The sequence below is a fragment of the Microcoleus sp. N3A4 genome, assembly GCF_036701805.1.
GTDB lineage: Bacteria > Cyanobacteriota > Cyanobacteriia > Cyanobacteriales > Microcoleaceae > Microcoleus.
Genome location: NZ_JAUBRJ010000002.1, coordinates 24,753 through 49,869, shown reverse-complemented (window position 1 = coordinate 49,869; position 25,117 = coordinate 24,753). Strand labels below are relative to the sequence as shown.

At 45.2% G+C, this 25,117-nt stretch carries 24 protein-coding genes and 2 pseudogenes; 10 read left to right on the top strand and 16 right to left on the bottom strand.

What is annotated here, in order from left to right:
• Positions 1 to 110 precede the first annotated feature (110 nt).
• The 4 genes from QUA56_RS01600 to QUA56_RS01585 all read left to right on the top strand — a co-directional run bounded on the left by QUA56_RS01600 (position 111) and on the right by QUA56_RS01585 (position 3,612).
• Positions 111 to 518, top strand: coding sequence for a DUF309 domain-containing protein (locus QUA56_RS01600; protein WP_333352277.1), 408 nt, complete (start codon positions 111 to 113; stop codon positions 516 to 518).
• 442 nt (positions 519 to 960) lie between these two features.
• The gene (locus QUA56_RS01595) at positions 961 to 1,470 is read left to right on the top strand and encodes an LptA/OstA family protein (protein ID WP_333352275.1); all 510 of its coding nucleotides are present in this window, start codon (positions 961 to 963) and stop codon (positions 1,468 to 1,470) included.
• Positions 1,471 to 1,642: 172 nt separating this feature from the next.
• Positions 1,643 to 2,371, top strand: a complete 729-nt coding sequence (gene lptB / locus QUA56_RS01590; RefSeq protein WP_333352273.1) for an LPS export ABC transporter ATP-binding protein — start codon at positions 1,643 to 1,645, stop codon at positions 2,369 to 2,371.
• Between the two features lie 74 nt (positions 2,372 to 2,445).
• On the top strand, positions 2,446 to 3,612 hold the full coding sequence (locus tag QUA56_RS01585) for an LptF/LptG family permease (protein ID WP_333352270.1): 1,167 nt from the start codon (positions 2,446 to 2,448) through the stop codon (positions 3,610 to 3,612).
• Between the two features lie 1,240 nt (positions 3,613 to 4,852).
• On the opposite strand, the gene QUA56_RS01580 is transcribed toward QUA56_RS01585, so the two are convergent.
• The 4 genes and pseudogenes from QUA56_RS01580 to QUA56_RS01565 form a co-directional block, all read right to left on the bottom strand.
• Positions 4,853 to 5,197 carry a DUF1815 family protein gene (locus QUA56_RS01580; protein ID WP_333352267.1) on the bottom strand — a complete coding sequence of 115 codons (345 nt, stop codon included), beginning with the start codon at positions 5,195 to 5,197 and terminating at the stop codon, positions 4,853 to 4,855.
• Between the two features lie 319 nt (positions 5,198 to 5,516).
• Complete coding sequence (gene radC / locus QUA56_RS01575) at positions 5,517 to 6,248, bottom strand: RadC family protein (RefSeq protein WP_172193060.1); 732 nt, start codon at positions 6,246 to 6,248, stop codon at positions 5,517 to 5,519.
• Between the two features lie 122 nt (positions 6,249 to 6,370).
• Positions 6,371 to 6,997: an excalibur calcium-binding domain-containing protein gene (locus tag QUA56_RS01570; protein ID WP_333352265.1), complete on the bottom strand. Its 627-nt coding sequence runs from the start codon at positions 6,995 to 6,997 to the stop codon at positions 6,371 to 6,373.
• A gap of 283 nt (positions 6,998 to 7,280) precedes the next feature.
• Positions 7,281 to 8,005, bottom strand: a pseudogene (locus tag QUA56_RS01565) (IS1 family transposase).
• A 149-nt stretch (positions 8,006 to 8,154) separates the two neighbouring features.
• Here QUA56_RS01565 and QUA56_RS01560 point away from each other — a divergent pair.
• The 4 genes from QUA56_RS01560 (at position 8,155) to QUA56_RS01545 (ending at position 10,189) form a co-directional block, all read left to right on the top strand.
• A complete protein-coding gene (locus QUA56_RS01560) occupies positions 8,155 to 8,280 on the top strand; it encodes a hypothetical protein (protein WP_333352262.1) in 126 nt (41 codons plus the stop codon).
• Positions 8,281 to 8,383: 103 nt separating this feature from the next.
• The gene (locus QUA56_RS01555) at positions 8,384 to 8,581 is read left to right on the top strand and encodes a hypothetical protein (RefSeq protein ID WP_333352260.1); all 198 of its coding nucleotides are present in this window, start codon (positions 8,384 to 8,386) and stop codon (positions 8,579 to 8,581) included.
• 305 nt (positions 8,582 to 8,886) lie between these two features.
• Complete coding sequence (locus tag QUA56_RS01550) at positions 8,887 to 9,903, top strand: succinate dehydrogenase/fumarate reductase iron-sulfur subunit (RefSeq protein ID WP_333352258.1); 1,017 nt, start codon at positions 8,887 to 8,889, stop codon at positions 9,901 to 9,903.
• A 94-nt stretch (positions 9,904 to 9,997) separates the two neighbouring features.
• On the top strand, positions 9,998 to 10,189 hold the full coding sequence (locus tag QUA56_RS01545; RefSeq protein WP_172191677.1) for a chlorophyll a/b-binding protein: 192 nt from the start codon (positions 9,998 to 10,000) through the stop codon (positions 10,187 to 10,189).
• 537 nt (positions 10,190 to 10,726) lie between these two features.
• Here the strand turns inward: QUA56_RS01545 and QUA56_RS01540 are convergent.
• From QUA56_RS01540 to QUA56_RS01495, 10 genes and pseudogenes are all read right to left on the bottom strand, one after another.
• Positions 10,727 to 12,392 (bottom strand): annotated as a pseudogene (locus QUA56_RS01540) (IS1634 family transposase).
• 231 nt (positions 12,393 to 12,623) lie between these two features.
• Positions 12,624 to 13,250: a pre-peptidase C-terminal domain-containing protein gene (locus QUA56_RS01535; protein WP_333352255.1), complete on the bottom strand. Its 627-nt coding sequence runs from the start codon at positions 13,248 to 13,250 to the stop codon at positions 12,624 to 12,626.
• Positions 13,251 to 13,393: 143 nt separating this feature from the next.
• The gene (locus QUA56_RS01530; protein WP_333352252.1) at positions 13,394 to 14,842 is read right to left on the bottom strand and encodes a trypsin-like peptidase domain-containing protein; all 1,449 of its coding nucleotides are present in this window, start codon (positions 14,840 to 14,842) and stop codon (positions 13,394 to 13,396) included.
• A 109-nt stretch (positions 14,843 to 14,951) separates the two neighbouring features.
• A complete protein-coding gene (locus QUA56_RS01525) occupies positions 14,952 to 16,076 on the bottom strand; it encodes a redoxin domain-containing protein (protein WP_333352249.1) in 1,125 nt (374 codons plus the stop codon).
• 720 nt (positions 16,077 to 16,796) lie between these two features.
• A complete protein-coding gene (locus QUA56_RS01520) occupies positions 16,797 to 17,405 on the bottom strand; it encodes a fasciclin domain-containing protein (RefSeq protein ID WP_333352248.1) in 609 nt (202 codons plus the stop codon).
• A gap of 165 nt (positions 17,406 to 17,570) precedes the next feature.
• The gene (locus tag QUA56_RS01515; protein WP_333352663.1) at positions 17,571 to 18,353 is read right to left on the bottom strand and encodes an MBL fold metallo-hydrolase; all 783 of its coding nucleotides are present in this window, start codon (positions 18,351 to 18,353) and stop codon (positions 17,571 to 17,573) included.
• Positions 18,354 to 18,614: 261 nt separating this feature from the next.
• A complete protein-coding gene (locus tag QUA56_RS01510) occupies positions 18,615 to 19,202 on the bottom strand; it encodes an aminodeoxychorismate/anthranilate synthase component II (RefSeq protein WP_333352245.1) in 588 nt (195 codons plus the stop codon).
• A gap of 180 nt (positions 19,203 to 19,382) precedes the next feature.
• Positions 19,383 to 19,895 (bottom strand): diacylglycerol kinase family protein, encoded by a 513-nt coding sequence (locus QUA56_RS01505; protein WP_333352242.1) that lies wholly within the window; start codon positions 19,893 to 19,895, stop codon positions 19,383 to 19,385.
• 161 nt (positions 19,896 to 20,056) lie between these two features.
• Positions 20,057 to 20,593, bottom strand: coding sequence for an rRNA maturation RNase YbeY (gene ybeY, locus QUA56_RS01500; protein WP_333352239.1), 537 nt, complete (start codon positions 20,591 to 20,593; stop codon positions 20,057 to 20,059).
• Between the two features lie 207 nt (positions 20,594 to 20,800).
• The gene (locus tag QUA56_RS01495; protein ID WP_333352237.1) at positions 20,801 to 21,022 is read right to left on the bottom strand and encodes a DUF3285 domain-containing protein; all 222 of its coding nucleotides are present in this window, start codon (positions 21,020 to 21,022) and stop codon (positions 20,801 to 20,803) included.
• Positions 21,023 to 21,455: 433 nt separating this feature from the next.
• On the opposite strand from QUA56_RS01495, the gene QUA56_RS01490 reads away from it, so the two are divergent.
• A complete protein-coding gene (locus QUA56_RS01490; RefSeq protein WP_333352235.1) occupies positions 21,456 to 22,271 on the top strand; it encodes a hypothetical protein in 816 nt (271 codons plus the stop codon).
• A gap of 216 nt (positions 22,272 to 22,487) precedes the next feature.
• Positions 22,488 to 23,423, top strand: coding sequence for a DUF1350 family protein (locus QUA56_RS01485; protein ID WP_333352232.1), 936 nt, complete (start codon positions 22,488 to 22,490; stop codon positions 23,421 to 23,423).
• On the opposite strand, the gene QUA56_RS01480 is transcribed toward QUA56_RS01485, so the two are convergent.
• Positions 23,420 to 24,232, bottom strand: coding sequence for a DUF4058 family protein (locus QUA56_RS01480; protein WP_333352229.1), 813 nt, complete (start codon positions 24,230 to 24,232; stop codon positions 23,420 to 23,422). The genes QUA56_RS01485 and QUA56_RS01480 overlap by 4 nt on opposite strands.
• A 32-nt stretch (positions 24,233 to 24,264) precedes the next feature.
• The gene (locus tag QUA56_RS01475) at positions 24,265 to 25,059 is read right to left on the bottom strand and encodes a DUF4058 family protein (RefSeq protein WP_333352226.1); all 795 of its coding nucleotides are present in this window, start codon (positions 25,057 to 25,059) and stop codon (positions 24,265 to 24,267) included.
• Positions 25,060 to 25,117: the final 58 nt, after the last annotated feature.

Genomic DNA, 25,117 nt, shown 5'->3' with positions numbered 1-25,117 from the left:
GGAAAACAGGTCGTTATTTTTCCTCTTTTTAAGACTTAGCTATTTAAAAAAACCGATCGCCGCCTACTCAAACACACACCCTCAATCGAAAATCCCCAATCTCCAATCGAATGACAGAGGAAATCCCGCTCGAATTTTGGCAAGGTATCGAACAGTTTAACAGCCAAGAATTTTACGCTTGTCACGATACTTTAGAGGCTTTGTGGATGGAAGCTGGCGAGCCGGAAAAAAGGTTTTATCAGGGAATATTGCAAATTGCAGTCGCGCTTTATCACTTAGGAAATCAAAACTGGCGCGGGGCAGTAATCTTGCTGGGAGAAGGAATAAATCGGCTCAGTTATTATCAGCCGAGTTATGCCGGAATTGCGGTTGAAGACTTGCTCGGACAAAGTGCTAAACTTTTGAACACTTTGCAACAAGCTGGCCCGGAAGAAGTAGCTAAATTTGTACCGTTGTTCGCAGGTACAGAAGTTGCAGGCTTGCAATTGCCGCGAATTATCAAAGTACCAAAAAGTTAAATTAAGGTTAAATAAATGTTTGTATTAGGGTGTGCAGCAGACTTTGCCTCTACACAGAGGAGGGATCGCTTTCTTGCCCGCTCTACAAGCAGATTGATTTGCTGTGGAACGAGCATCTTGCCGGTTCCCGGTAAAGACAGTTCCAGCCACTCAGCAAAACAGCCAATAAAATTCGCTGCAGTCTTGCTAGGATAATTGGTTGAGACTCTCGGGTCAATCGATCGACAAGTCCGAAAGTCTTTCCAGCCGTTAAAATAAAATATCTAACTGATAAGCTGTTGTGGATCTAATCTCCATCCAGAAAAATGTCCCGGTTGCCGTGTCCGCCGTACTTCACTCAGTCTCAACAGGCAAGTTAAATGCTCCCGGTTGCCGATCTGTCAGTGTCATAACTGGAGGTAATGCCCTTCAGCAGTTTTACAAATTTTGAGGCTTGCAAGCTATGATGCCCTCCGCTAAACTACTCAATTCCCGAATATTCAAAGGATTATCGCTGCTGTTGCCCCTGACTCTGGCAGGCGCGATCGCCTCTCCCACCTACCCGCAAGCCGGGCCGCCGCGCACTCTCAGCGTGCGATCGGACATTCAAGAAGCCGACTCCAAAACCGGCATCGTGACAGCCCGCGGCAACGTCCAAATCAACTATCCAGCCCGCCAAATACAAGCAACTGCGGCTCAAGCTCAATATTTCAGCCGCGAGCGCCGGATCATTCTCAGCGGAGATGTTTACGTATTGCAGCAGGGCAACAGCCTGCGCGGCGAAACCATAACATACTTAATCGACGAAGGGCGGTTTATTGCCCTGCCAGACAACCCAGGACAGGTAGAATCGGTCTATCTGGTTGCCCCGGAACAAGATGCAGCAGCCCAAAATTCAGTTGGCCCCAAACCAGCCCCGGTTAATCCCAATCCCGGTGTTAAACCGCCTGCAAGTCGAACAGCTCCCAAGTAAAAGCCGCTGGTAGCAGCGAAATTTCGCATCGGCAGAAACATACTACTTGGGATAGATGCGAAGTTTCGTATTGAATAAGTAAAAAGCTGGAGATTGTAAAATATCAACTTAAAACTCGATCGCACAAAGCCGCAGTCTGAAATTTAGCTTGTAGAGGTTGCCGGGAGCGAAAATGAAAATTGTACTCGAAAATATTCACAAATCCTACGGAAAACGCAATGTAGTCAGTCGCGTCAACCTGTCGGTAGCCCAAGGAGAAATCGTAGGACTGCTCGGCCCCAACGGTGCCGGTAAAACCACAACATTTTACATAGCAACCGGATTAGAAAAACCCAATCAAGGGACTGTTTGGCTCAACGATTTAGACATCACTAAATTGCCGATGCACCAGCGAGCGCATTTGGGAATTGGCTATCTCGCTCAAGAAGCAAGCATTTTCCGCAACATGAGCGTGCGCGACAACATTTTGTTAGTCCTAGAACAAACTCAAGTGCCGCGCTGGGAATGGCGCGAGCGAGTCGATTTCCTGTTGCAAGAATTTCGCTTAGAAAAAATAGCATCCAGTTTGGGAATTCAAATCTCGGGGGGAGAAAGGCGGCGGACTGAACTGGCCAGAGCATTAGCCGCTGGGCGAGACGGGCCGATGTTCCTATTATTAGACGAACCGTTTGCAGGCGTCGATCCGATCGCCGTAGACGAAATTCAAACCATTATTGCTAAACTGCGCGATCGTAAAATCGGCATCCTGATCACCGATCACAACGTCCGAGAAACCCTCGAAATTACCGATCGAGCCTACATCATGCGAGACGGCCAAATTTTAGCCTCCGGGGCTGAAGAAGAACTCTACAGCAACCCTTTAGTGCGGCAGTATTACTTGGGCGACAGCTTCGTGCGATAGTCTTTTGAAAACATTCCACATTCTGCATAATTTTAGATTTTAGATTGAGGAGCAATCTGCGAGAACGCGCAACTATGAAAATAGCAATATCCAAATCTTTCAATCCCATCAACTGGCTGCCGAGAATTTCTGTAATGGACTGGTACATTACCAAAGAACTAATCGGCCCATTTCTGTTTGGCGTCGGACTCTTTACATCCGTCGCCGTCACAGTTGGAGCCTTATTTGAATTAGTCCGCAGAGTCACAGAATCCGGCCTCCCCTACGGCGCCGCCATAGAAATTTTTCTGCTGCAAATTCCCTACTTCGTAGTATTGGCTTTCCCGATGTCAATGCTGCTAGCAACGTTAATGGCATACAGCCGAATGTCCAGCGACAGCGAACTCATCGCCCTCCGCAGTTGCGGAGTTAGCGTTTACCGATTAATACTGCCCGCAGTGATTATGAGTTTAATTGTTGCCGGCTTCACCTTTGCTTTGCAAGAGTTAGTCGTACCCGCCGCCAGCTACAGAGCTACTCTGACTTTAGACAGAGCCCTAAAGCGAGAAAAACCGACATTTCAGGATAGAAATATTATTTACACAGAATTTAGCAAACCACAAAAAGGCGGCGACGAAACCCTAGCCCGCTTTTTTTATGCAGAACAGTTTGACGGCAAGCGAATGAAAGGTTTAACAATTATCGATCGCTCCACCCCAGGCCTCAATCAAATTGTTTCTTCAGAATCAGCTACTTGGAATCCCTCAGAAAACACCTGGGATTTTTTCAACGGAACCGCTTATCTAGTCGCTCCTGACGGCTCTTACCGCAATATAGTTAGGTTTCAACACCAGCAGTTGCAACTCCCCCGCACGCCCTTAGATTTAGCTGCTAGAGTGCGGGATTTCAAGGAAATGAACATTGCCCAAGCTTTAGAGCGTTTGGATATCATTAAAAACAGCGGCGACGAACCGCAAATTCGCAAACTAAAAGTGCGAATTCAAGAAAAATATGCTTTTCCTTTCGTGTGCATGGTATTTGGTTTAGCGGGAGCCGCTTTGGGAACTCAACCGCGCCGCTCGGGCAGGGGTACGAGTTTTGGTATTAGCGTGGTTGTGATTTTCACTTACTATGTATTTTCTTTCATCACCAGTTCTATGGGCGTGAAAGCTGTTTTGACTCCGATTCTGTCGGCTTGGCTGCCGATCGGGTTTGGCTTGGGAATCGGGGGATTGTTATTGGTAAGAGCCGCGTCGCGCTAGTGAATTAACAGATATTAGTCTGAGTCTTCTAAGTCTTCTGACTTCTCAGATTCCTCTGAATTCTCTAATTCCACAATATCTTTCACTCACCGCATACTCTTTGGCTAAAGTGGCAAAGGGGAAGGGGAACGCCAGATAAACTGCATCCGCAAAACACGGCCAGCGGTCTCTAAAATTGTGGACGAAACAAGCTAATTTGCTGCCCTCAGTTCCTGGGAATGAACGACGGCAATCTCTAAAGGTTTGGGATTTCCAGCTTGTCTGCTGCTACGATCGAGTCGAGACTGTAACTGACTTAATAACTCACATTCCGCACCCCCAACTGGCACGCTGCTTGAGGGGGTAAAAGTGAATCAGGAGAGATAATAGTCAGTAAAAACACCAAAAAATCTGTGCAACTAAGCATCACCCAGTTAGGAATTCCTAAAAATTCACGTTCGGGCGTCAATTAAAGATTCTTAATCTATAAGTTTTTGCGGCATTTAAATTGTCTGTCAAAAAACAATCAAACAATGAGTGGGGTGTCCCGCCCGCCTCTAATATACAATTTAAATGCGCGACAGCTTAACATATTTTTGATATAGGCTAGCGTATAACAACACAGGCTGCCTATCTTTTTTTAGCACAACGCTGCTCAATCTTTACCCCGTATGGGTTTGGGGCGGGTTGTCACCCCCAGAGATTTACACAAAACTTAGCCGGCTTTAGCCGGCTGTGAGATTTTTACAGCAGTAATGCTGCTTCAAGTTAATTATTAGCCTTATCGGCTAAATCTAAAAGCAAAAATAAACGCAATTTACCCGCACGTCACAGCCAGTGGGCTGCCTTTCGCCCAATCTTCACAGCCTGATCCTCACTCTGGATGTTAAATTTTACCTGCCTGCTCAAAGTTAATTTCAATTCCTTGACTTTTGAATGCCAAAGTGAGAAATTAACATCGCCGACGAGCAGTCGCACTTCTACATTTTGCTAATGGCTCTCAATGGAAAATCAACTGCTGAAAAAAAACTAGAGGTTCCAAGTTTGACACTTTTTGCATAAAGTATGCCGTCTGCTCGGGCCCACTTCGATCGACTGAGCGCTAAACAGAGCATCTGAAGGCACCCTGGAAGCACCCTTGTCTGTTAACTTGCCATCGCTGTGCAAGGCGTGAACCCTCTCAACAAAGTTGCTGGGGATTCGCTCGCTTCGCACGCAAGCAGGGACTTTCGCTGTCGCCTTCCTCGGAACCGTGCAATCGCTAAACTCGCTGCGCCGTCGTTAAAGTAGCTTCCGAAGGTTGGATTTGATACTTTACGAGATTAGCCAGTTCTTGTAACTGACTAATAGCTTCTGCACCTTCAAGTTTCATCAGTTCGCGGTCGTCCCGCATCTCAGTCCAAGTGATACCGTAATCTGACACTAAAAATCGAATCAGATGGTTGTCCGTCAAACTGACCATAAATGAGGCACTGTTCATCTGACCGCCGCAAGTGTAGCAGGATGCCAGATAACCCCGATGCTCTAGCACGATCGCTAAAGCTTGGAGGTTCATTACCAAATCTTGGACGAATTTACGGTGTTGTTCTGCAAGTCTCAGAAACACGTTCTCCTCCTATCACCACACCGTGTGTTTTACATCCCATTTAAGAATTTCTTAATAACTGGGTATTTATTTAGGTGCTGGTTCAGTATACGTTTAGTATGCTCAAAAAAAATCGGATTAGCGACCTCTTCAGCCTACCTATACTAGATTAACCGAGTTGCGCTAGAAACTAAGTATCAGCAGCGACATTCAGCCAAAACACGCTCTCGCTGAGGACTCCAGCCCGAGCATTCGCCTGCTGTCACGGGTGATTCAGCCGTCGGCAGCCCAAAGATACAAATAACTAATGACAGCCATCAAATTAGTTAAGTATAAGAGTTCAATCCCCCTGGGGATACTCGTCCCAAAGCGTCGTAGTCTGCCGCAAGCTCCGAAAATCGCCATTCCCCAAAATCAAGTGATCCAGTAGCGGAATCGACAAAAACTGCGCTCCCGCCAGCAACTGCCGCGTCAAAGCAATATCCTCCGGGCTCGGCTCCACTATTCCCGAGGGGTGATTGTGCGAGATAATCGCCCGCGTCGCCCCTTGGCGGATCACCTCCCGAAATATATCCCTCGGGTGAGCCAAAGTTTCCGTGGCTGTGCCGATCGTAATTACCTGAGTACCCAGCAGCCGATTTTTCACATCCAGCAGCACCACAGCAAAACGTTCCTGAGACTGCCACATCAAATCCTGACTCAGAGCATCCGCCGCCGCTTGCGGAGAGTCAACCACAGCCATTTCCGGCGGCCGCGACTGAAACACCCGCTTCCCCAACTCCACAGCAGCCAAAATCGAAGTCGCCTTAGCAGGGCCAATCCCGTGAATCTGCGTCAACTCCTGAACGCTAATACTGCGTAGCACAGCCAGAGGATCGCGGGAATGCAAACTCAACTGATTTAAAATATACTGTCCGAGCCCGACGGCCGAAAGTTTGCCTTGTCCCTGTCCGGTACCCAGCAGAATCGCAATCAATTCCGCAGTCGCCAAACTTTTGGGGCCACCCGCCATCAGCCGCTCCCGCGGCCGTTCACTCGTTGGCAAATCCACAATTCTCAAGCTGTAAGTCATAGCTGCACCGGCACCGCAAGCTCAACAATTACACAATTTTAGCCGATCGATTTGGGTTCTTAAAATCAGTACGATCACCGAAAAAAGCCAAAGCATTAACCGAGGTTTTTGGCAGATCAAATCTAACGCAACGTTTCACAAGCGATCGAGTCTTTATCTCGATCGAGCTTAAACGGATCGCCCGGATATGCCTCTAACACTTGTTGCGCTTGGGCTTGAGTCGCAAAGTCAGAACAGTTGCAATCCGAGTTAACGCAACTCGGAAAATCGGCACTTTTAACCTTGGGTTTAGAAGACTCGTAAATAACTTTCTTGGTATCTTCCTTTGGCTGCTGTGGTGCATCAAGAGCAATCTCTGCGGTTCGTTCAACAGATTTGACTGAAGATGGCAATTTGCGATCGGGCTCTGGTTTGGCAAGTGCAGGTACCTCCGCAGAAATTGCAGGTTTCGGTGTTGGTGTCGGCGTTTTCACAGTCTCCGGCTTCAGTGTCGGCGCTGCCGAAAGCGGTGACGGCTTAGCGGTTTGAGATGATACTAGCGGATCGCTTGGGGCCGGAAGCGCCACTGAAACTTCCTGAGACGGAGGGGGTGCGGTGACGCCAACAAGTACAAACGAAGCCGCCATCAACCCGCCGTACATCGCGGCCGATCGCTTGCGGGTTGGTGCGGCCACCCATTTCGGATTAACAATGCCCAGAAAGAAGGCAGGGATCGACAATAAAAAGCTTAAAACGAAAAAATTAGACATAGCGACCTTTACCAGTAAAAATATAGAAGTAGTTCAGGACGCAGAAACCGGGTTTTTTTTACCAAAATACGAGGTGAAGCACGAAGGATATCTGTTTAAAAAACCCGATTTCTTTAATCCCTGTGCGTAAGTCCTGAGAAGTTAACTTCCTTCTTTATCGGTAGACCCAATCCCAAATCCCTATGATTTACAAAGTAAATAGAACGCTGGATATCCTACGCGGGTGAAACCCGGCTGATGAGTGTATTTCTCGGGTAGTGATAAATATGTAGTGATTAGATATTCATTGGCTCAAAACATAGTTGTAATGATGGATAAAATACCAAATAGCACCAATATGGTTTTCTAACTTTTTAGAAAATGAAAGAGTCTTTCTTACTAGACGACAAACACGTTGGCGCAATGTATTATTAAATCTTTCAATGTGATTAGTTTTTCCACTGTCTTTACCAACTGGCTGATGACGTAGCGAAGGAAAAATACAAGCATATGCCGCCCAAAAATCTGTATAGCAAACAGCACATTGTCTATATACAGGAGGTAGAGAATTCCATAATTGTTTGGCTCCTTCTTCGCTACGATCGCCAATATAAACACCAATAATTTCTCTGGTCTCTCTATCCATTGCGGCGCCACACCCATTGCTTGTTTTCTTTACAATCTACAAATGACCACAGTTCATCACATTCAACATTCAATCTGACTTTTTTTTTAGGTTTAACCTTTACTGTGCGCTCGATTGAGGCATATTTATTATTTACGTAATCCTGTAACCATTTTTGAGAAACACCCGTGCTTCTAGCTATACCAGCCAACGAAATCTTCTCCAAAAGAAGTCGATCGATTAAATATGATTGTTTGTGAGCTAATTACTTTGTTTGTCGGATTTTCTACAAATTGGCGGCCGCAACTTTGACATTTGTATTTGGGTTTTTTATTATGAATTCTACCATTTTTAACTATGTGATTTGAACCACAATCAGGGCAGTCTGGTCGTAAAAATAGCATATTACATGACTAAACTAATGTTGGCAGGTATCAAGGATTCCAGCAATAGTTACTTATGATAGCATAAGTGTAACTAAATCTACATTCGAGCGCGTAAAAAAAAATATTAAAATCACAAAATTTGATTGTGTTATTTATAAAATTATCCTATGTATTCAATTACTGTAATTAAACTTCACTACATATTTATTACTACCTATTTCTCGTTACTAAACCCGCGACTTTTTCCTACAGTTCGCGATCGCACTCCGACGCCGAGAAACCGGGGTTTTTAATTGCAGTAAATGAAGAGAACCAAGTATTTTCCTTAAAAAACTAGGTTTCTCGCCCCAACCGGGCGTAAGTCCTGGTAAAATTTCTTGTAACGCTGCCATAAAAGTGATATGCATACCCAGCTACGTTCAGCGCAAAAGTGCGCGTACCCTAAATTCTGGCCATTCAGTTGAGGCCAGCAGCCCCGAGGAAACTGGTTGCGGCGGCTTAGATGCTGTAACCCCAAGCAAAACGAACGAAACTGCCATCAACCCGCCGTACAAGGCAGCCGATCGCTTGCGAGTTCCCTGTCCCACCCATTGAGGATTTAGCAGACCCAGACAAAAGGCCGGCGTTGAAAACATGAAAGTTAATACAAACAAGCTGGACATCACGCACCTCCGACTCGCGAACTGCAGCGATTAATTACTTTTATATCCAATTAAAATCTAAAAAATCCGCTTAAAAAAGTTGCTATTTAGGATTTATAACTTTAGGATTATTGCTGTTTATCAAACAAAAATAAAAGTGGTTCAATCTACTACTTTAGGTAGTTGTTAAAAAATACTAGCTTTTTGTAAAGCCAGAAAATCCTGCTTAAAATAGAAACTAAATTCTTCACTCAAAATATGCAAGTCCGTTTTAACGTAGTCCGCCAAAATCAAAATGAGGTTCCCCGGGTTCACGCTTACACCCTAGACGTGGAAGAGAGCAATACCATCCTCGACTGCCTCAACAGCATCAAGTGGGAACACGACGGTACTTTAGCTTTTCGCAAAAATTGCCGCAATACAATTTGCGGCAGTTGTTCTATGCGGATTAACGGTCGATCGGCATTAGCTTGCAAAGAAAATGTGGGCAGCGAACTCGCCAGACTGCAAAAAATAGCCCATTCCAGTTCAGCAGAAAAGCCTGCCGATTCGATTCCCGAAATCACCGTCGCCCCAATGGGAAATATGCCAGTAATTAAAGATTTGGTTGTTGACATGACCAGTTTTTGGGACAACCTAGAAGCGGTTGAACCCTATGTCAGCACCTCCTCGCGAGCAATTCCAGAACGCGAATTTCTGCAAACTCCCGAAGAGCGATCGAAACTCGACCAAACCGGCAACTGCATCCTCTGCGGCGCGTGCTATTCTGAGTGCAACGCCCGCGAAGTCAACCCGGAATTTGTCGGCCCCCACGCCCTCGCCAAAGCTTACCGCACGATCGCCGACTCCCGCGACAGCGAAACCGAAAATCGGCTCGAAAAATACAACGAAGGCACTGCAGGCGTTTGGGGATGCACCCGCTGTTACTACTGCAACTCGGTTTGTCCGATGGAAGTCGCGCCGATGGATCAAATTGGTAAGATTAAACAGGAGATTCTCGATCGCAAAGACGACCAAGCCAGCCGATCGATCCGCCACCGCAAAGTCTTAATCGATCTCGTCAAAGAAGGCGGCTGGATAGACGAGCGCAAGTTTGGCATCGAAGTAGTAGGAAACTACTTCCGCGACGTTAAAGGTTTGCTGAGTCTGGGCCCGTTGGGTTTGAGAATGATCGCTCGCGGCAAGTTCCCGCTGTTTTTTGAGCCTTCAGAAGGTACCGAAACCGTGCGAAATCTGATCGAATCGGTTCAAAGTTTAGAAAAGTCAGCAGATTAGCGATCGGCTGTCATTTTCCTGGTAAATTACAAGTTGTGCGATCGCCAAGCTTCCCAAAAATCATCACTCAAAACTCGAAACTCAAAACTTTTAAATGACTGCGAAAACTCCTCCATCCCCAAAACCGACAACCCCAAATACCCCAAAACAACCAGAACCAGCGTTTGGGTGGAATGCCTATGCAGAACAAATCAACGGCCGATTTGCTATGGTGGGATTCGTGGGACTTTTGCTGCTAGAATTCTTCACCCGCCAGGATTTTTTCACCTGGCTGGGTCTGCGTTAAATTAGTCAAAATCAATTAAAAAGGGAAGCTGAAAAATTATCTATATTTCAGCTTCCGTTTGATTTTTAAGACTTATTTAAAATACAGTTTATCAAATTAGAGGTAGAAGATTATGACTTTTATAGTTGCACGCAAACATACAGCGTATCCCAGGTTTATTAACAGCAGTAGGGACACGGCGAGTGCCTAAGTCCCTACGGGGATTGAGCGATCGGCGGGTGTCCTTCCTCAACGTGGAATCTGCTGTATGAATTTCCAACCCACATTCCGCAGATGTGGGTCGGATTTTTTTATCAGTTGTGAAAACTTGGAAACCAAAGGATTTTGGGTTGAACTTATAAGGTCTTAGCGTTACAGAATCTTGTCAAATTTACCTAAATTAAGTAAGTTGAAATAATTGACTTTTCCTCACATATTTATGTTGCTATTTTATTGCTATCGCTCATCTTTTTAAGCAAGACAACTTATGCCAAGAGCAATTTGTCTTGACTAATTAATGAAAATTATTCACAAATATCTACACCTAGTTATCGATCGCTATTCACTTGAAAACATTAAATAGTATTGACAGCAATACTCTCCTAAATGCCGCAAGATATCTTGACGTTCTTGGGTTAAATTGCTGACCTGCTTCGCTCCATTTATCGTCACTAAATGCACCGCCTGAAACACCTGAAATATCCAGCGCATTGTCGGCCGATCGGTCAATTTCTTTACCTGATTTTTCACTTGCTCATTGGTAGCTGATAATTGTTGTCTCAATTTCCTTTGCGCTAGATTATACACTAACAAACACAGTCCCATTATCATTCCGATTGCTTCAACTCGCTCCGGCTTTTTCACGAATACGCTGGAAGTAAAAAATAACGGATCTTTGATAAATCTAAATCCTCTTTCATTACTTTGCTGCGCTTTGTATTCCGATAATACCTGTTGATTGCTCACTGCTTCAGTCTCTAAGATATTTGTGGCTAATATAAATCTCCCAGCTTTGACTTGTTCCACTTCAATCGCTGAACTTCGGGGTTCTATTTCACCCGTTACTTGATAAACTTTTGTCTGTGTCTGGTTCAATTTGTTGAGCTTACTTTTTGTTGCTTTAACTGATTTTTCTTGGGATTTGATTTCTGTTATTTGGTGATATTTCCATGAGTCTGATAACTTTATTTAGTGCAACTTCCGCATCGGCAATACAAGCAAAGTTTTGCCTGGATAGCCTATGCAGCTTGGTTTTAGCTGATTCTAATTGTTTCTCTACTTGCTGGGTTATTTTTTTAAGGTCTGCTTGCTTTCTGATTTCACTTTCTATCACCAGCCATCTTTGTTTTATGTCGGTATATTCACTCGTTCTGGTTGCTATTTTATAGCCTTTTATTTGAGAGTCTTCCCAGTCACTATCTTCAATGTTGCAGATTTTATTTTGAGCTTCTTTTATGCTTAATGGTACTCTGGTTATCCATTTCATTCCTGCCATTGCTGACAAATTTTCTGCTGTGTATAAGGCACTGTCTGCCACACAGATCCCGTCAAATGTCCACTGATTTTTAAATTCTTTCAATCTCGCAACAAAGACACTTTTATCATCGGCGTTTCCGTCATCTATTTTGAGATACAATGGTACATCTCCATCCCCACTTACGATCGTGTCAATCATAAATTGTTTGAGGTCTGGTCTTTTATCTCTTGAATAGCCGTGAACGATTTTTATGGTTTTCATGGAAGATTCTATATCCTCAGATTCTATCTCAACTTCCTGGCTTTTTCCCTGACAGTTTTTGTATGCTCCTTCTACTGATATTGAACTGCTGTCTAGGTGAACGCTTTTCATTTCTACTTGAAATTTTAGAGCCGCTTTCATGGCAATTGCTGTGAATAATTTTGTCGTTCCAGCTTGATGATATTTGTCTAATGCTCTCCCGATTCTGTCATCATTTAATTGTTCGGGGGTCACTCCTTTTCCAATTAAATGTTCTGTTGCTTTTCCGACAAAAAACCTGTCGAATAGGTAGATTGGGGCACTCAAAAATCCTAGTCCGTTCAAAATCATTGCTTTCATTACTTGTCCTGGACTGATGGTTTCTTTTATTCTTAATCCCACCTTTTTGTTGACTTCTTCTACCAATTCCATTTCATCTATTATCCCTGCTACTATTCCCAAATGGTCTAAATTTACGATATTTATAGCTTCAGATGGCTTTTTCATGATTTTTATGGTTGGTCTACTTGCACAAATTATTATACCTTAAAAAAACCTCAAATGATTGCATAGCAATCATTTGAGGTTTTGACAACTCTGAATCTTTTTGAAATTAAATCCGATCGAATATCTGCGGAATGTGGGTTCCAAAGTCGATCGCAGTTACTGGTAGTGCGATCGTCCTAGAATTATAGGGACACGGCATTGCCGTGTCCTGACTCCGAAGTTTCGTTCAAACTAATTTCCAGTTGTTTCGCGGACAGTCAAACTGTACTTGCCTCTACCTTTTGGAGGCGGATCGTAAGCATTGACAATGACGCGGTAGCGACCGTTCGCAGACAAGGTAACAGTAAGCTCAGAATTGGAATTTTGCTGCGTGGCATCATCATTTTCTGCAAGTAGCTCGCCTTTGGAGTTAAAAATAGCGAGATAAGTATCAAACTCGGTACTTTCTACGGTAACAACCACTTTCTGACCCTGAGTTCCTTCAAAGGTATACTCGTCGTACAAACTGCTGTCCGAGGGCAGTACAGAAGACTTAGCAGGGGTGAGTTCTCCGTTTTGCTCTAAAATGACCTTAGATGAACCCGGATCGGGACTCGGCGAAGGTTGTACAGTTGGACTTTGAGTTGGCGAACTCTGTGGAGATGGAGATGGCGACGGCCTGGGGCTTGCTTGAGCTAAAACAGCCTTGCTCGCAAGGGTCGCATCAAGTGACTTTTGAGGAAATTCTGCTGAAATGAAGGTGGAACTGCTGTTAGCAACTCCACTTGAATTTGAAACTGGCAGAGAGAGAGTCGGTTTGCCAGAAAAAGTAGCTAGTAGAGCAATTGGCGCGATCGCCCAAAATCTAACTTGACGCATGAATTACCTCGATTTGCAACGAAGAAGGAAGGAAGAAGTCAGTAGTCAGTAGTCAGTAGTCAGTAGTCAGTAGTCATGAGTTATTCGTTAGGTGCTACCAATGCCCAATGCCCTGTTTGGCCAATGCCCTGTTTGGCCAATTTTCACCGGACAGTTAGAGCGTAACGACCCCGGCCCGAAGCATCATAAGCATTGACAATTACGCGATAGCGACCCGTAGCGGGCAAAGTAACACTCAGAAACGCATTTTTAGTCGAATCGCTCGCATCGTCATTTTCTGCCACTAATCGGCCGTTAGGGCCAAAGATAGCCACATAGGGATCGAAATCTGTACTTTCGAGGGAAATGGCTACAGACTGACCCGATCGACCTTCAAAAGTATACTCGCGATACAGACTGTTGTCAGACGGCAATACCGGGCCGCCTGCGACTAAAGCGCCTTCTTCTTGCAAAATCGCCCGAGAAGGCTCGGTAGGAGCACTCGCTTTCAGTTCTAACGTATAAGCCCCAGACTGCCTAGCTTCGTAGGAATTTGCCACTAACGTGTAAGTCCCGTCTGCTGGCAGCCTGACTGTAATTCTGGCGTCTTTACTGCCGGCCCCGTCATCGTCTTGCGCGATTTCGCGCTGGTTGGGCCCGAGCAAAATTAAATAAGGGTCAATTTCTTGACTTTTCATTTCTATTGTGATTTGCTGGCCCGCTTTTCCTTCAAAGGAGTAGAGGTCAAAAAAGCTGTTGTCGGTGGGCAGAACGCTAGACTTGTCGGTTAGCAAGCCGCTGACGGCGGGCCCGTTTAACGGAACTTTTTGAGGTGATTTGCTGCCAAAGGGCGATCGGGCTTGAGCCACGCGGGGAGCTCGCCCTTCTCGCACCGCTGTCAGGAAAGCGGGTACTTTGTCTGCTGAAATTGCAAAACCGATACCGATACTGCCACCGCCCCGACCGCGAGTAAAAATAGAAGTATTGACGCCGATTAATTCTCCTGAACTGTTGAGCAGCGGGCCTCCTGAATTGCCGGGATTGATGGCGGCGTCGGTTTGAATTAAGCCCCGAGAAAGGTCGATGCGGCTGACGATTCCGACTGTAAAAGTACCTTGAAATTGACCGAATGGATTGCCGATCGCAAATGCTTGTTGCCCGACTTTCACCGAACCGGGAGGGGCTAAAGGAATTGTGGGCAAATTGTTTTGACCGCGAATCTTAACCACGGCTAAGTCTAGACCTTCTTCGCCGAATCCGACGACATCGCCGACAAGTTTTCTGCCGTCTGACAAAATGATATTGACGGTACCGCCGGCGGACACAACGTGGGCGTTCGTTAAAACCATGCCGTCGGGGCTGATAATTGTGCCGCTGCCGTTAGATTTATCGGTATCGACGGTAACAACGGCCGGACTGGCCTTTTCGTAGACCCGAATATTGGTTTGTTCTTCGACATTTTGGGCGATCGCACCTCGGGAATGCACCGAGTTAAATTCCGTTAAATCTGCCTCCGACCGTCCAAGGGGCGCCGTAACAACCGCAGCAGCGCTGGCTGTTACCCCAACGGTTAAAATTCCCGATACTGCTAAACTTAGAAGTTTTAAATTCATGGCGATCGATTATTATTTAGCGATCGGCAGCTAGGAATTAGGTTTGGTTGCTAACCGCTAACTACCTTCTGTAATTATTTTAGGACTTGCACTGCGGTAGTGACTTTCCTCACGCCGGTTCTCCAATTCGGGAATCTGAGTCAGCAGCAAGATACTTAAAATTAGCTTGTCGTACTGCAGCATCCTCATTGCCGTAGAAAAAAGACAGCAAAGCAAAACGCTGGCCGCTAATCACGGGAGTCGCTTCGTGCAGCAAAGAACACGAAAAAATAATTGCCGTGCCAGAATCGCCTTTATAACCGTGCGGCGCGTACTCTGGAAACCGTAAAAATCCCCCCGTGTACTCCCCCACATTCAAGTTCAGCGTCATCGCAAACCGGCGGTGCAGCGTAGCTTTGCTCGTGTTGTCGCGGTGCGGCTGAAAATAACCGCCAGTCTCGGCATCATAACAACCTATCAAATACCGTTCAAACCTGGTAATTGTAAACTGAAAAGCTTTTTCTATTTCCGGCCGCACCCGGCGGAAAATAATCGCACTCAATTGTCGCTGGAAATCCTCATCTTTAATAAAGAAATCTCGGCGCTTCTTGAAAGTGTCGTCGTGCAGGCCAACAGTTTTCCCGTCTATTTGCCTCATAAAGCCCGATGGACTGCCACCGTCAGCTTTGTAAATATCGATCAAACTACGGCAAAAAGCTTTGTCCAAAACGTTAGGAATTACTAACACCGGGGCGTGGCGAGTGGCGGCTCGGGCTTCCTCAATTGGGGGCCAAGTTTTGAGAAAATCTAATACTTGCTGGGCGTGTTGGTGCGGTTCGCCGATCGGGAAAATGTTAATTACCTGAAGGTTCTCGTTGAGAACAAAAGTTTGGGGTGCATAGTGAACTCCGGCAACTCCATTTTGTTCGACATCTCGGCAAACACCGTACTGTTGGCTGAGTTTTTTATCAAAGTCCCAGAAAAAGATGAATGACGGAGCAATTGTTGTCGGTCTGTTTTGTTCTTTGTCTGCTGGGTCAACGCTGACTCCGAACTGCGGTACTTGCAAGCTTTGGAAGTCCTCTGATAGCTCTTGAAAGCTTTTGAGGATAACTTGGATTTGTTCAAAAGCTGTGCTGGCAAAGAAAAACAGCACGACTCGCCGGCCGCCAACCGTCGAGAAATGAAATAAGGGGTTATTTGTCGAAGGAATGGAAAACCAGGGAGCCGGATCTCCTATTTCGAGTAATGGCATCTTGATGATTTGAGATTTTAGATTTTAGACTGTGGTACTTTTGCTTGGTTCCGCAGGTTGTATTGTGTGCGATCGAACAAGCGCAATCAAAACTGCTGATAGTAGGCTTTGAAATTCCGATAGCAAGATTGGTGAAAGCCAATTAGAATCGTCACGATCCGCTCAAGCATAAGCTGCGACTGCGATGAAGTTTTTGCAGTCCGTTGTCTAACAGTTGGGGTTCCCACTGCGGTTCAAAACTTTGGCATTCGTCATCGACGGAGCACAATAGTTCTTCTAGACTCAAAATTGGGCAAGCAGATGGATGAGAATTTAGCACTTTCAGCCTATCTGTTTTCCCCCTTCTTTATCCCGAACTCACGTTATAGCCTTTCTCAGGTAGATGAGGTATGAGTATTAATTGGTAATCGGAGTTGTTAGGTAGGTGCTTACCTCACTTATAGCGGTTCTCAGATAAATGAGGTATACAGAAACCCTGTATTGTCAAGCTTTCCAGGTCAAAATTCGTACCTCACCTTTTTGAGAAAGGCTATAGCTCTACATAAGCACAATTAAGAGGGCTAGAGCATCGACTACGTACCTCACTTATTTGAGAACTGCTATATCTATATTAATTCTGAATTGCCTACCATAAAAATAAGGACACAATAATAATGTTGTGTCCTTACTTCGCGTTCATTTAACCGAATCTGATATCATTCGATCGAAAAAACGCTAGTCCTACTTGACATCAGGGGGCATCAACACCTTGTCAATTTCGTGAATAACGCCGTTGCTAGCTTTGATATCAGCTTTCACAACATTAGCGCCGCTGACAGTAACTTTGCCTGCGCTAACAGCCACCTTCAGCGAGCTGCCTTCGACACTTTTAACATCGCCGGATTTCAGGCTAGTAGATAAAACCGAACCAGGAACAACGTGGTAAGTTAAAATCTTAGTAAGTTTGGCTTTGTTGGCCGGTTTGAGCAAATCATCCAAAGTTGCTTTTGGCAAAGCAGCAAATGCGGCGTCTGTCGGTGCGAAAACAGTGAAGGGGCCTTTTCCTTGCAAAGTTGTCACCAAGCCTGCTGCTCCCAAAGCCTTTGTCAGAGTCTTGAATTGAGCGTCGCCAGATGCAATAGCGACAATATCCTTCGCTTGAGCCATTGGTGCCGGTGAGGCAGCGGTTTTCACATTTCCTGCAACTTGTTGAGTTTGAGCTGCATTAGCAACATTGGTGTTGGAGGTGATGTGAGCCCAAGCTGGGAAACCAATCAACGCGCTAGCGCCGATTACTCCTGCGAAACCTGTGAGTTGTTTGATCCAGCTAGGTAAATTTTGATTTTTCATTGCGCTTGCATTTCCTTATGAGATAAAACAGTGAACATGAATTGTTATGTTAGCCAAATCTCGACAAAAAGCAAGGTTGCCAGAGGCTAAGATAGAGAGAAAATTGTCTTGCATCCCCGATCGACCAAAACTTCCTTACTATAGCGCAAGCTGAGCAATCGGGCATCAACCGCTAAATCTGTAACTCAAAACCTCAATCACCGAACCAGTTTGGGGTAAGTCAGCAGATTTGATCGAAATCGTGTCATTATTCAATCGGCGCACAGGCGTACCATCCATCAGCGCCAAGAATTCATCTAGGGGCACCAAATCGCACGCAGCAGCATCGGCGGCTTGGGTTTTGAAATGTGTCGGAATCACCATCTTCGGTTTAAGAAGCTGCAAAGTTTGCTTCGCTTCCGCCGGAGTGTAAGCTTTCGGCCCTCCGCCCACGGGAATGAGCACTACATCCGGCCGCCCGATTAAGATTTGCTCTTCAATGCCGATCGGGCCAGCAACTCCGCCCAAGTGTAAAATCTTAACGCCCGCTTGCTGCCACAGCCAAGCCACATTGACCCCAAATCGCCTTCCTCCCTCACGGTCTTTTTGCGTCCGAATCCCTTGAATCCGCAGCCCGTTAGACCTGTAAGCCCCTGGCTCGTACAAAAGACCCGGATTGCCCGCAAATCCGTCGATCGCCCCTTCATCGAGCAACCGACTGCTAATCAGAATCAAATCTGTTTGCACTTTAGGAGAGCGATAGCCTGCCGTACAGCCGATCGGGCGAAAAGGATTCACCAGCACCCTCGCACCGCCTCCGGCGAACAAGAAGCAAGTGTGGCCCAACCACTGAACCGACAAAGAATCAGCAGTTTGAGCTTGATAGCTTTCCCATCCAGAGGGCAAACCAGTTGCTAAAGCTGCTAGCAAACCCGTCTGTGCGTAACGTATTAATTGTCGCCGTTTCATCTTGTGGTTGCGGTTGTCGGGTGTTGGTCGTTTGTTGTTATACCACAAATCCATGAAAAAACTATATATTCAATTTGTTGAATCTTTCAGAATCAGATCGATCGCCCTGACAAGTTACCCGAAATCAGGACACGGCAGTGCCGTTTCCCTACAATTAGTCGGGTGATGTTTTGGGGTAGGGACACGGCAATGCCGTGTCCGACCTTGCCGGGTTATTGATGGTTATATCCGATCGCACTTTTTACGCAATCCAAAAAAGCTCTAAAGCCGTTCCAAGAAATTTCGCAATAATTGCTTTCCCGAAGTCGTCAAAATACTTTCCGGGTGAAATTGCACACCTTCAATGTGCGGATATTCCCGATGCCGCACGCCCATAATAGTTCCGTCTTCAACCCAAGCCGTAATTTCCAAAACTTCTGGACAACTCTGCTTTTCAATTACCAAACTGTGATAGCGAGTTGCAATCATCGGCGATTCCACGCCCTGAAAAACTCCGACTCCTGCGTGTTCTACCTGAGAAGTTTTGCCGTGCATTAATATCGGTGCAGAAACAATTTTGCCGCCGAATACTTGACCGATACTTTGATGTCCGAGACACACGCCTAAAATTGGTAAAGTCGGGCCCAATTCTTTGATTAATTCCAGAGAAATTCCTGCATCTTCCGGCCGCCCCGGGCCTGGAGAAATCACCACTGCTGCCGGCTGCAATCGGCGAATTTCTGCTAAGGAGATTTGGTCGTTGCGGTAGACTTGGACTTCGCTGGCTACGGGCAACTGGGCACCGAGTTCTCCTAGATACTGTACCAAATTGTATGTAAAGCTGTCGTAGTTATCGATGACTATAATCACGGGTTAAGTGGGATTTTAGGTTTTAGATTTTAGATTTTAGATTGACTCGCTGCCTGAAAGCAAGCGCTTGCAGATTTTAGATGGATGCCGAAGATAAAAATAGCTGCAATATATACGACGAATAAAACTAAAAACCTCAAATTGGTTATCTAAAACCTAAAATTTGCCCGATCCAATAAGTTAGTGACGGGCGATCGCAATTTGAACGGCTGCCCACAAGGGAGGGAGTAGAAGTGCAGCAGCAACAATTGCTGCGGCCATTGCCGATACCAGAACTGCTCCGGCAGCGCAATCTTTGGCAATTCTGGCGAGTTCGTGATAAGATTGCCCGACGGTCAAGTCTACGACCGATTCGATCGCCGTATTCAAAAGTTCCATTGCTAAAACTATGCCAATGGTGACGCCGATCACAGATATTTCTACAGGTTTCAGTTGCAAAAATAGCCCGAGTCCGATCGCCAAAGTGCCAATAACAGTGTGAATGCGAAAATTTCGCTGAGTTTCAAAAGCATAAGTCAGACCCCCCCAAGCGTATCTAAAACTCGTAGCTAAGCTAGATGCGATTTTCCACGACAGCTCTCGGTTGTATTTCAAGGCTTGTTTAGACTCGTGGACTGTCTGGCTAGAAGAGTCTGGAGGCATGGGCAGAAACTGTGCGATTTTTGATGAAATTGAGGGTTTATCTAGTGTCATAAATAACCAACTTTAAGTTACAGAGATGAATGAAAGCTAGACTTTTTAAATTGACTTAATCAAGTCTAGGTAACTTTCCTAAGTTTTTACTAAAGTTTTGGTTTAATTTCAGAAAGTTATGTTGGGCTTGACATGAATTGTTAAGTAACCATCAACTTCAGTTATGCTGTTTGGATCGCAATACCGATCGCCTGCAGCAATGTTTCTTGTCGATCGAGCATTTGAGTCAGACTCTCTTCATCCGGGTGATCCCACCCCAAAAGATGCAGAAAACCGTGGGCTGCGAGCCAAGCTAGTTCGGTCTTCAGGGAATGTCCTTGCTGCTGGGCTTGTCGCTGAGCTGTATCGATCGATATCACGATATCACCCAAGTATAGGGGTTCAGATGACTGGATTTCCTCTAGCTGAGGACAGTCTACCTCTAAAGCTGCGAAAGCTAGTACATCGGTCGATCGATCGAGCTGGCGGTACTGGAGGTTGAGGGCTTGCATTTCGGGATCGGCGGTTAAACGCAGACTGACTTCGTAGCCCGGGGCAACTGGTACATCCGCCGCCTGGTTTTCTAGCCAAACGCTAAACCAATGTTCCCAGGTTTCGGCTGAAATCTCCCCGCTGGCTGCACTCTCAGGGAGGTTGGAAGCGTCCACCGACTGCTGGGCGATCCCGTAACAGTCTTCGACGTTCACCTCAATTAACATTTTTTGGTTCTCATGTCAAGGGCTGTATTCAATTCTTTTACAAATTTCAATTGCGCGATCGAGCTAATAGACTTTTTGCTTTCAGCAGGAACATTACAATAATTTGTTGAAAATTGCAACTGGCCGGGAACACAATCAGCTTAACTCCCGATTGTGAAAGATGAAAAACATCAGCGAAAATTAGAGGCTGATTGTTTGAATCCCCGATTAAGAATTGAAATATCGATCGAGAAAAGCCAAACCGACGAGTACGCCTAAAAGTCCCGCCGCTGTCAAAGCAAAGTGAAACAAAGAAGTCGCCCGCTTGCGAACCATGTTCCGCATCGCCAGCTTGACATAACTCGGTGGAGGTGGATTGTTTGTCGGCGGTGTTGGAGTTTCGGCGGCGGACTCTTCGGAGGCGGGAATTGCTGAGGGAGGTTGACTCATAGCGGTTAGTTTAGAAGGTTAACAGAGGGGCTGCTGAAGACAGACTCGCCACGATATTAACAAATATGTAACGTTTTGTGTAGGATTTTTTAGGTTTCAGAGTGCCGCAGGTCTGTTTAACGGGAATTATACCAACAGATTAATGTGCGATCGGGCTGATTATCAATTCGATATTTTATCTTCATCCCCGGATACACAAGGATAAATTAAATTCCCGATCGGCCTTCATCAGCCGTTTAACAAAAATTTTTAAATTGTCAAGTCGCACGATCGAGCGACACTCACTTGAGTTAACTAAAACGAGTGTCACCAGAAAAAGCGACTGTTAACCAATCGCGACGGGCAGTTATTCATAGATATAGCCACGGAAAAACACAAACAAAATTTTCCGGCTAAAGACCAAACCACAAAGTTAAATTACTCTGACAAAAACATGGAAGTTTCCACCTTTGAAATCCTCACAAAGCCGATCGCACCTGTGATTGGCATCCCTCCAGAACTCATCCCAGTTGCTCGCCGAGTCGTTCAGGGATACTTTCTCACCATCTCCAATCTCGAAGCGATCGACTTGCGATATCGGATTGAGTTTACCGTCAGCTTACCCGTGCCGGCAGATCCTAATAAAATCTTGCTCAACAACGCTATCTTAGTTGTTGACGTTGAAGGCAATAACACCCCTGTAACTCTGACTCAGCAGCCGGGGAAACCGAAGGTATATCGAGGATTTTTCACAATACCCGCTCACAAAACTGCATCTGTTGAATTGTTGCCAATTCTGCCAGCAAGTCTCAACCCAGGTTTGTTGGAAGTGCGCGGATATGTCTCGCTGTTTTTGCCAGCAATCTTGAAATTTCCCAAGTCTGTACCTCAAAGCAAAACACCAGTCAAGGTGTTATTGAATCCCGAAATTCGCGGTACTTTCTTGCCGAATGATTTCCCATCACAAACTAAAAATCCACCAGACTTCGATCAAATCAATTACACTTTAGCGATCGCCAGTGGAAAAGGCTTGAACGAAATTCCTCCTGAACCAGGCAAACCAATTATCATCGGGCCAATCCTTGAGCCGATTTTGGAAAAGTTACGCAACGGTACTTTGGACTTGGCTAGTTTGGAAGCTGACAATTCAGAAAAAGCTCAAATGCTAGTGCAACTGCTAGCCGAACTCGATGCCAATGATGTCAATTTGAAAGACCTAAATACACTGATGGACAAATTCGATATCCCTGTCAGAATGTCTCGCAGCTAGAACGGTTAAAGGGTAAGTAACTGTAGGGTGGGCGATGCCCACCTTACATTTAATTATACTCACATCTTGCACCATTGTCAAGAACAGGCAAGATGCCTGTGAAGCGAGAAAATTTATCTTTTGTGGAACAGGCATCTTGCCTGTTCCTAAGCAAGTAATTGAGAATGGTGCAAGATATCAGTATACCCACTTATACACTCACTGAGCTTTATTAAAATGTCGAACTCATTTAGATTTCAGCCCGTTTCTTTTAGTTGGGTAGCTATCCATCCGCAGCCAAAAGGTGTTGTGCAATTTATTGGTGGAACTTTTTTTGGTAGTTTGCCAACTCTGTTTTATCGATATTTTTTACAGCAGTTGTTTGAAGAAGGTTATACCGTAGTTGCTTTGCCATTTAGATTTACTTTTCGTCACTGGCCGATCGCTATTGGGTTATTAAAAGAGCAGGAGATACTGAGAACAGAACTGACCGAAATTGCTCAAAAGTTAGGCTATGAAAGCGAAATTTATCAGGATTTATCGAGTTATTTTTGGGTTGGTCACAGTCTAGGATGCAAGTACATTGCTCTTTTAGAATTTTTAAGCGACGATCGGTATCCAAATATTGTGAATAAATTCTGCGATCGCCCTGACTGCGAACAGATTCAAAGCTTAATCGAAAACCTGGGCATCGACCGACCTTCAATTAAAGACCAGCCCTCCTTATTAATTGCTCCTGATATCAGCAATACAGAGAGCGCTATTCCAGTGCGATCGCTAGCACAATTGTTAGACAAATTCCGCTTAGGAGTGCTACCAACCAGAGAACAAACTCAATGCTTTATTGCTAATAGTTCTCTGTTTAATTTAACAGCAATAATTTCTTTCGATCGAGATGATATTGCGGGTTCTACCAATGATATCAACAAAAGTCCAGAACAACAAAAAATGAGCGATGTACTGTGGCTCATTGAACAGCTAAGCAATAGAAAATTGCCTTTATTGAGCCAGGAAATAGCAGGCAAACATTTAGAGCCGATTGGCATCAAAATTGGCAATTATATTGTTGACCTAAATCCTTGGGATAAATTCATCAAACCTCTAAAAAGCCGATTTCTTGAATATTGGTCTGTTCATTTTTTGGAGGAGTTGAAAAAGCGGTTAGGCGCTTAACTATCAGTTGTTATTTGCGATCGCCCTTTTAATCCCCTCTCTTCCAACAAAGCATCGGCCCAAACAGCATCGGCTTCCGACAGCGCAGGTACGGGTGCGGCGGTGTAATCTATTCTAAAGTCATAGGCTGCGCGATCGTAAACCCCATTTAATAACGCTTGTAAATCTACAATTGGTTCTGCATCGCCTGCGCGCAAAGGCAAGGGAAACGGAGGAATAATATCGGGTAAATTGAAAAGGTACAAATCTGCCACAGGCCTTTGATTTCCCCGACTCACTAAAATTCGATAACTTGCCTCAACATCGTTACCAAAAACTAACATGGGTTGGTAACTTCGCAGCAAGTCAATTTCAACCAGATGAGTGCGACTACCAAACACTTTTTCTCGCTTTCCTTCATACATTTCTCGCCCTTTGCCAGGGCGCTTATTTGTTGGATAAAGCACTTCAATTACAGTCACTACCTTTTTAGTTTCAGTTTCAATGACCTGCAAATAACTTTCTTTTACTTCCACTGGCCAAGGTATTCTCACCTTCAAAGATTGGGCTGGCGGAGCAGCAACGGCGACATTAGAATTAGTTTCGGTTGCTGGAGTTGGTGAGCGCTGTATCGTAACATCGGGAATTCCAATTAGTAAAGCATCTTCGCCGCTGATTTGATAAATTCTTTGTTCGATATCTACTAAATATTTAGGTAGCAGTTGCGGAGTCAGCAAATCTGCGATCGCCACTATTAACCTATTGTGAACAGAACGCCACAATTCAGGACTTTCTAAATAAGGATTCATCCCCGGAAATGGATTAGGCATTAATCTAGCTCCTGTTAATTTACCTACTTGTATTATCCCCTTAACGCTCTGTCCCGCAACAGAGAATCGACCCAAACAGCATCCGTTTCTGACAGCGGGGGCACTGCATCGGCTGTGTAATCAATTTCAAAATCATAACCTGCGCGATCGTATACTTGATTAATCAGCGCCTGTAAATCCAGAACAGGCTCTACATCTTCTGGACGCAAAGGCAAGGGAAATGCAGGAATTGTATCGGGAAGGTTAAATAAGTATAAATCTGCGATCGGGCGTTGATTGCTGCGGCTGACTAAAACGCGGCAGTCGCTTTTATGGGAATGTCCGAAAACTGGCAAAGGTTCCCCACCCCGCAACAAGTCTATTTCGACTAAATGGGTACTGCTATCAAATATTTTATTTCGCTTATTGTCATACTTTTCTCGACCTTCCCCCCGGCGTTTATTTGCAGGCGAAAGCACTTCAATAACCGTGACAACTTCCTTGGTTGCCATATCGATTACTTCTAAATATCCTTCTCTAAATTCTTCCGACACTGGGATTCTCACTTTTAAAGGCTGCACAGTTCGGGAAGCGACGGCGACAGCATTAGATGCGACGATCGCACTTGCGGGACGGCGTTTCTGTTGGATAGAGACATCAGGAATCGCTACTAATAGAGAATTTTCACCTTTGATTTCGTAAATTCGCTTTTCAATAGCGACGCGGTATTTAGGGCGCAATTGCGGAGTTAACGACTCCTTAATCGCACTAATCAGTAAATGATGGACTTCTGGCCAAAAATCAGGATGTTCTAAATAAGGATTCATCCCCGGAAAAGGATTAGGCATGAGCGTATAGCAGTTGACAGTTGACAGTTGACAGTTGACAGTTATTTTAGCAGCTAAA

Excerpts from the sequence above, each read along its gene's own strand:
- QUA56_RS01525 (WP_333352249.1), bottom strand. The coding sequence starts at position 16,076 with ATGCCATTACTCGAAATAGGAGATCCGGCTCCCTGGTTTTCCATTCCT.
- lptB (WP_333352273.1), top strand. The coding sequence starts at position 1,643 with ATGAAAATTGTACTCGAAAATATTCACAAATCCTACGGAAAACGCAAT.
- QUA56_RS01585 (WP_333352270.1), top strand. The coding sequence starts at position 2,446 with ATGAAAATAGCAATATCCAAATCTTTCAATCCCATCAACTGGCTGCCG.
- QUA56_RS01535 (WP_333352255.1), bottom strand. The coding sequence starts at position 13,250 with ATGCGTCAAGTTAGATTTTGGGCGATCGCGCCAATTGCTCTACTAGCT.
- ybeY (WP_333352239.1), bottom strand. The coding sequence starts at position 20,593 with ATGTTAATTGAGGTGAACGTCGAAGACTGTTACGGGATCGCCCAGCAG.
- QUA56_RS01490 (WP_333352235.1), top strand. The coding sequence starts at position 21,456 with ATGGAAGTTTCCACCTTTGAAATCCTCACAAAGCCGATCGCACCTGTG.
- QUA56_RS01515 (WP_333352663.1), bottom strand. The coding sequence starts at position 18,353 with ATGAAACGGCGACAATTAATACGTTACGCACAGACGGGTTTGCTAGCA.
- QUA56_RS01570 (WP_333352265.1), bottom strand. The coding sequence starts at position 6,997 with ATGTCTAATTTTTTCGTTTTAAGCTTTTTATTGTCGATCCCTGCCTTC.
- QUA56_RS01505 (WP_333352242.1), bottom strand. The coding sequence starts at position 19,895 with ATGACACTAGATAAACCCTCAATTTCATCAAAAATCGCACAGTTTCTG.
- QUA56_RS01480 (WP_333352229.1), bottom strand. The coding sequence starts at position 24,232 with ATGCCTAATCCATTTCCGGGGATGAATCCTTATTTAGAAAGTCCTGAA.
- QUA56_RS01595 (WP_333352275.1), top strand. The coding sequence starts at position 961 with ATGATGCCCTCCGCTAAACTACTCAATTCCCGAATATTCAAAGGATTA.
- QUA56_RS01495 (WP_333352237.1), bottom strand. The coding sequence starts at position 21,022 with ATGAGTCAACCTCCCTCAGCAATTCCCGCCTCCGAAGAGTCCGCCGCC.
- QUA56_RS01485 (WP_333352232.1), top strand. The coding sequence starts at position 22,488 with ATGTCGAACTCATTTAGATTTCAGCCCGTTTCTTTTAGTTGGGTAGCT.
- QUA56_RS01550 (WP_333352258.1), top strand. The coding sequence starts at position 8,887 with ATGCAAGTCCGTTTTAACGTAGTCCGCCAAAATCAAAATGAGGTTCCC.
- QUA56_RS01475 (WP_333352226.1), bottom strand. The coding sequence starts at position 25,059 with ATGCCTAATCCTTTTCCGGGGATGAATCCTTATTTAGAACATCCTGAT.
- QUA56_RS01530 (WP_333352252.1), bottom strand. The coding sequence starts at position 14,842 with ATGAATTTAAAACTTCTAAGTTTAGCAGTATCGGGAATTTTAACCGTT.
- QUA56_RS01600 (WP_333352277.1), top strand. The coding sequence starts at position 111 with ATGACAGAGGAAATCCCGCTCGAATTTTGGCAAGGTATCGAACAGTTT.
- QUA56_RS01560 (WP_333352262.1), top strand. The coding sequence starts at position 8,155 with ATGTATTCAATTACTGTAATTAAACTTCACTACATATTTATTACTACC.
- radC (WP_172193060.1), bottom strand. The coding sequence starts at position 6,248 with ATGACTTACAGCTTGAGAATTGTGGATTTGCCAACGAGTGAACGGCCG.
- QUA56_RS01545 (WP_172191677.1), top strand. The coding sequence starts at position 9,998 with ATGACTGCGAAAACTCCTCCATCCCCAAAACCGACAACCCCAAATACC.
- QUA56_RS01520 (WP_333352248.1), bottom strand. The coding sequence starts at position 17,405 with ATGAAAAATCAAAATTTACCTAGCTGGATCAAACAACTCACAGGTTTC.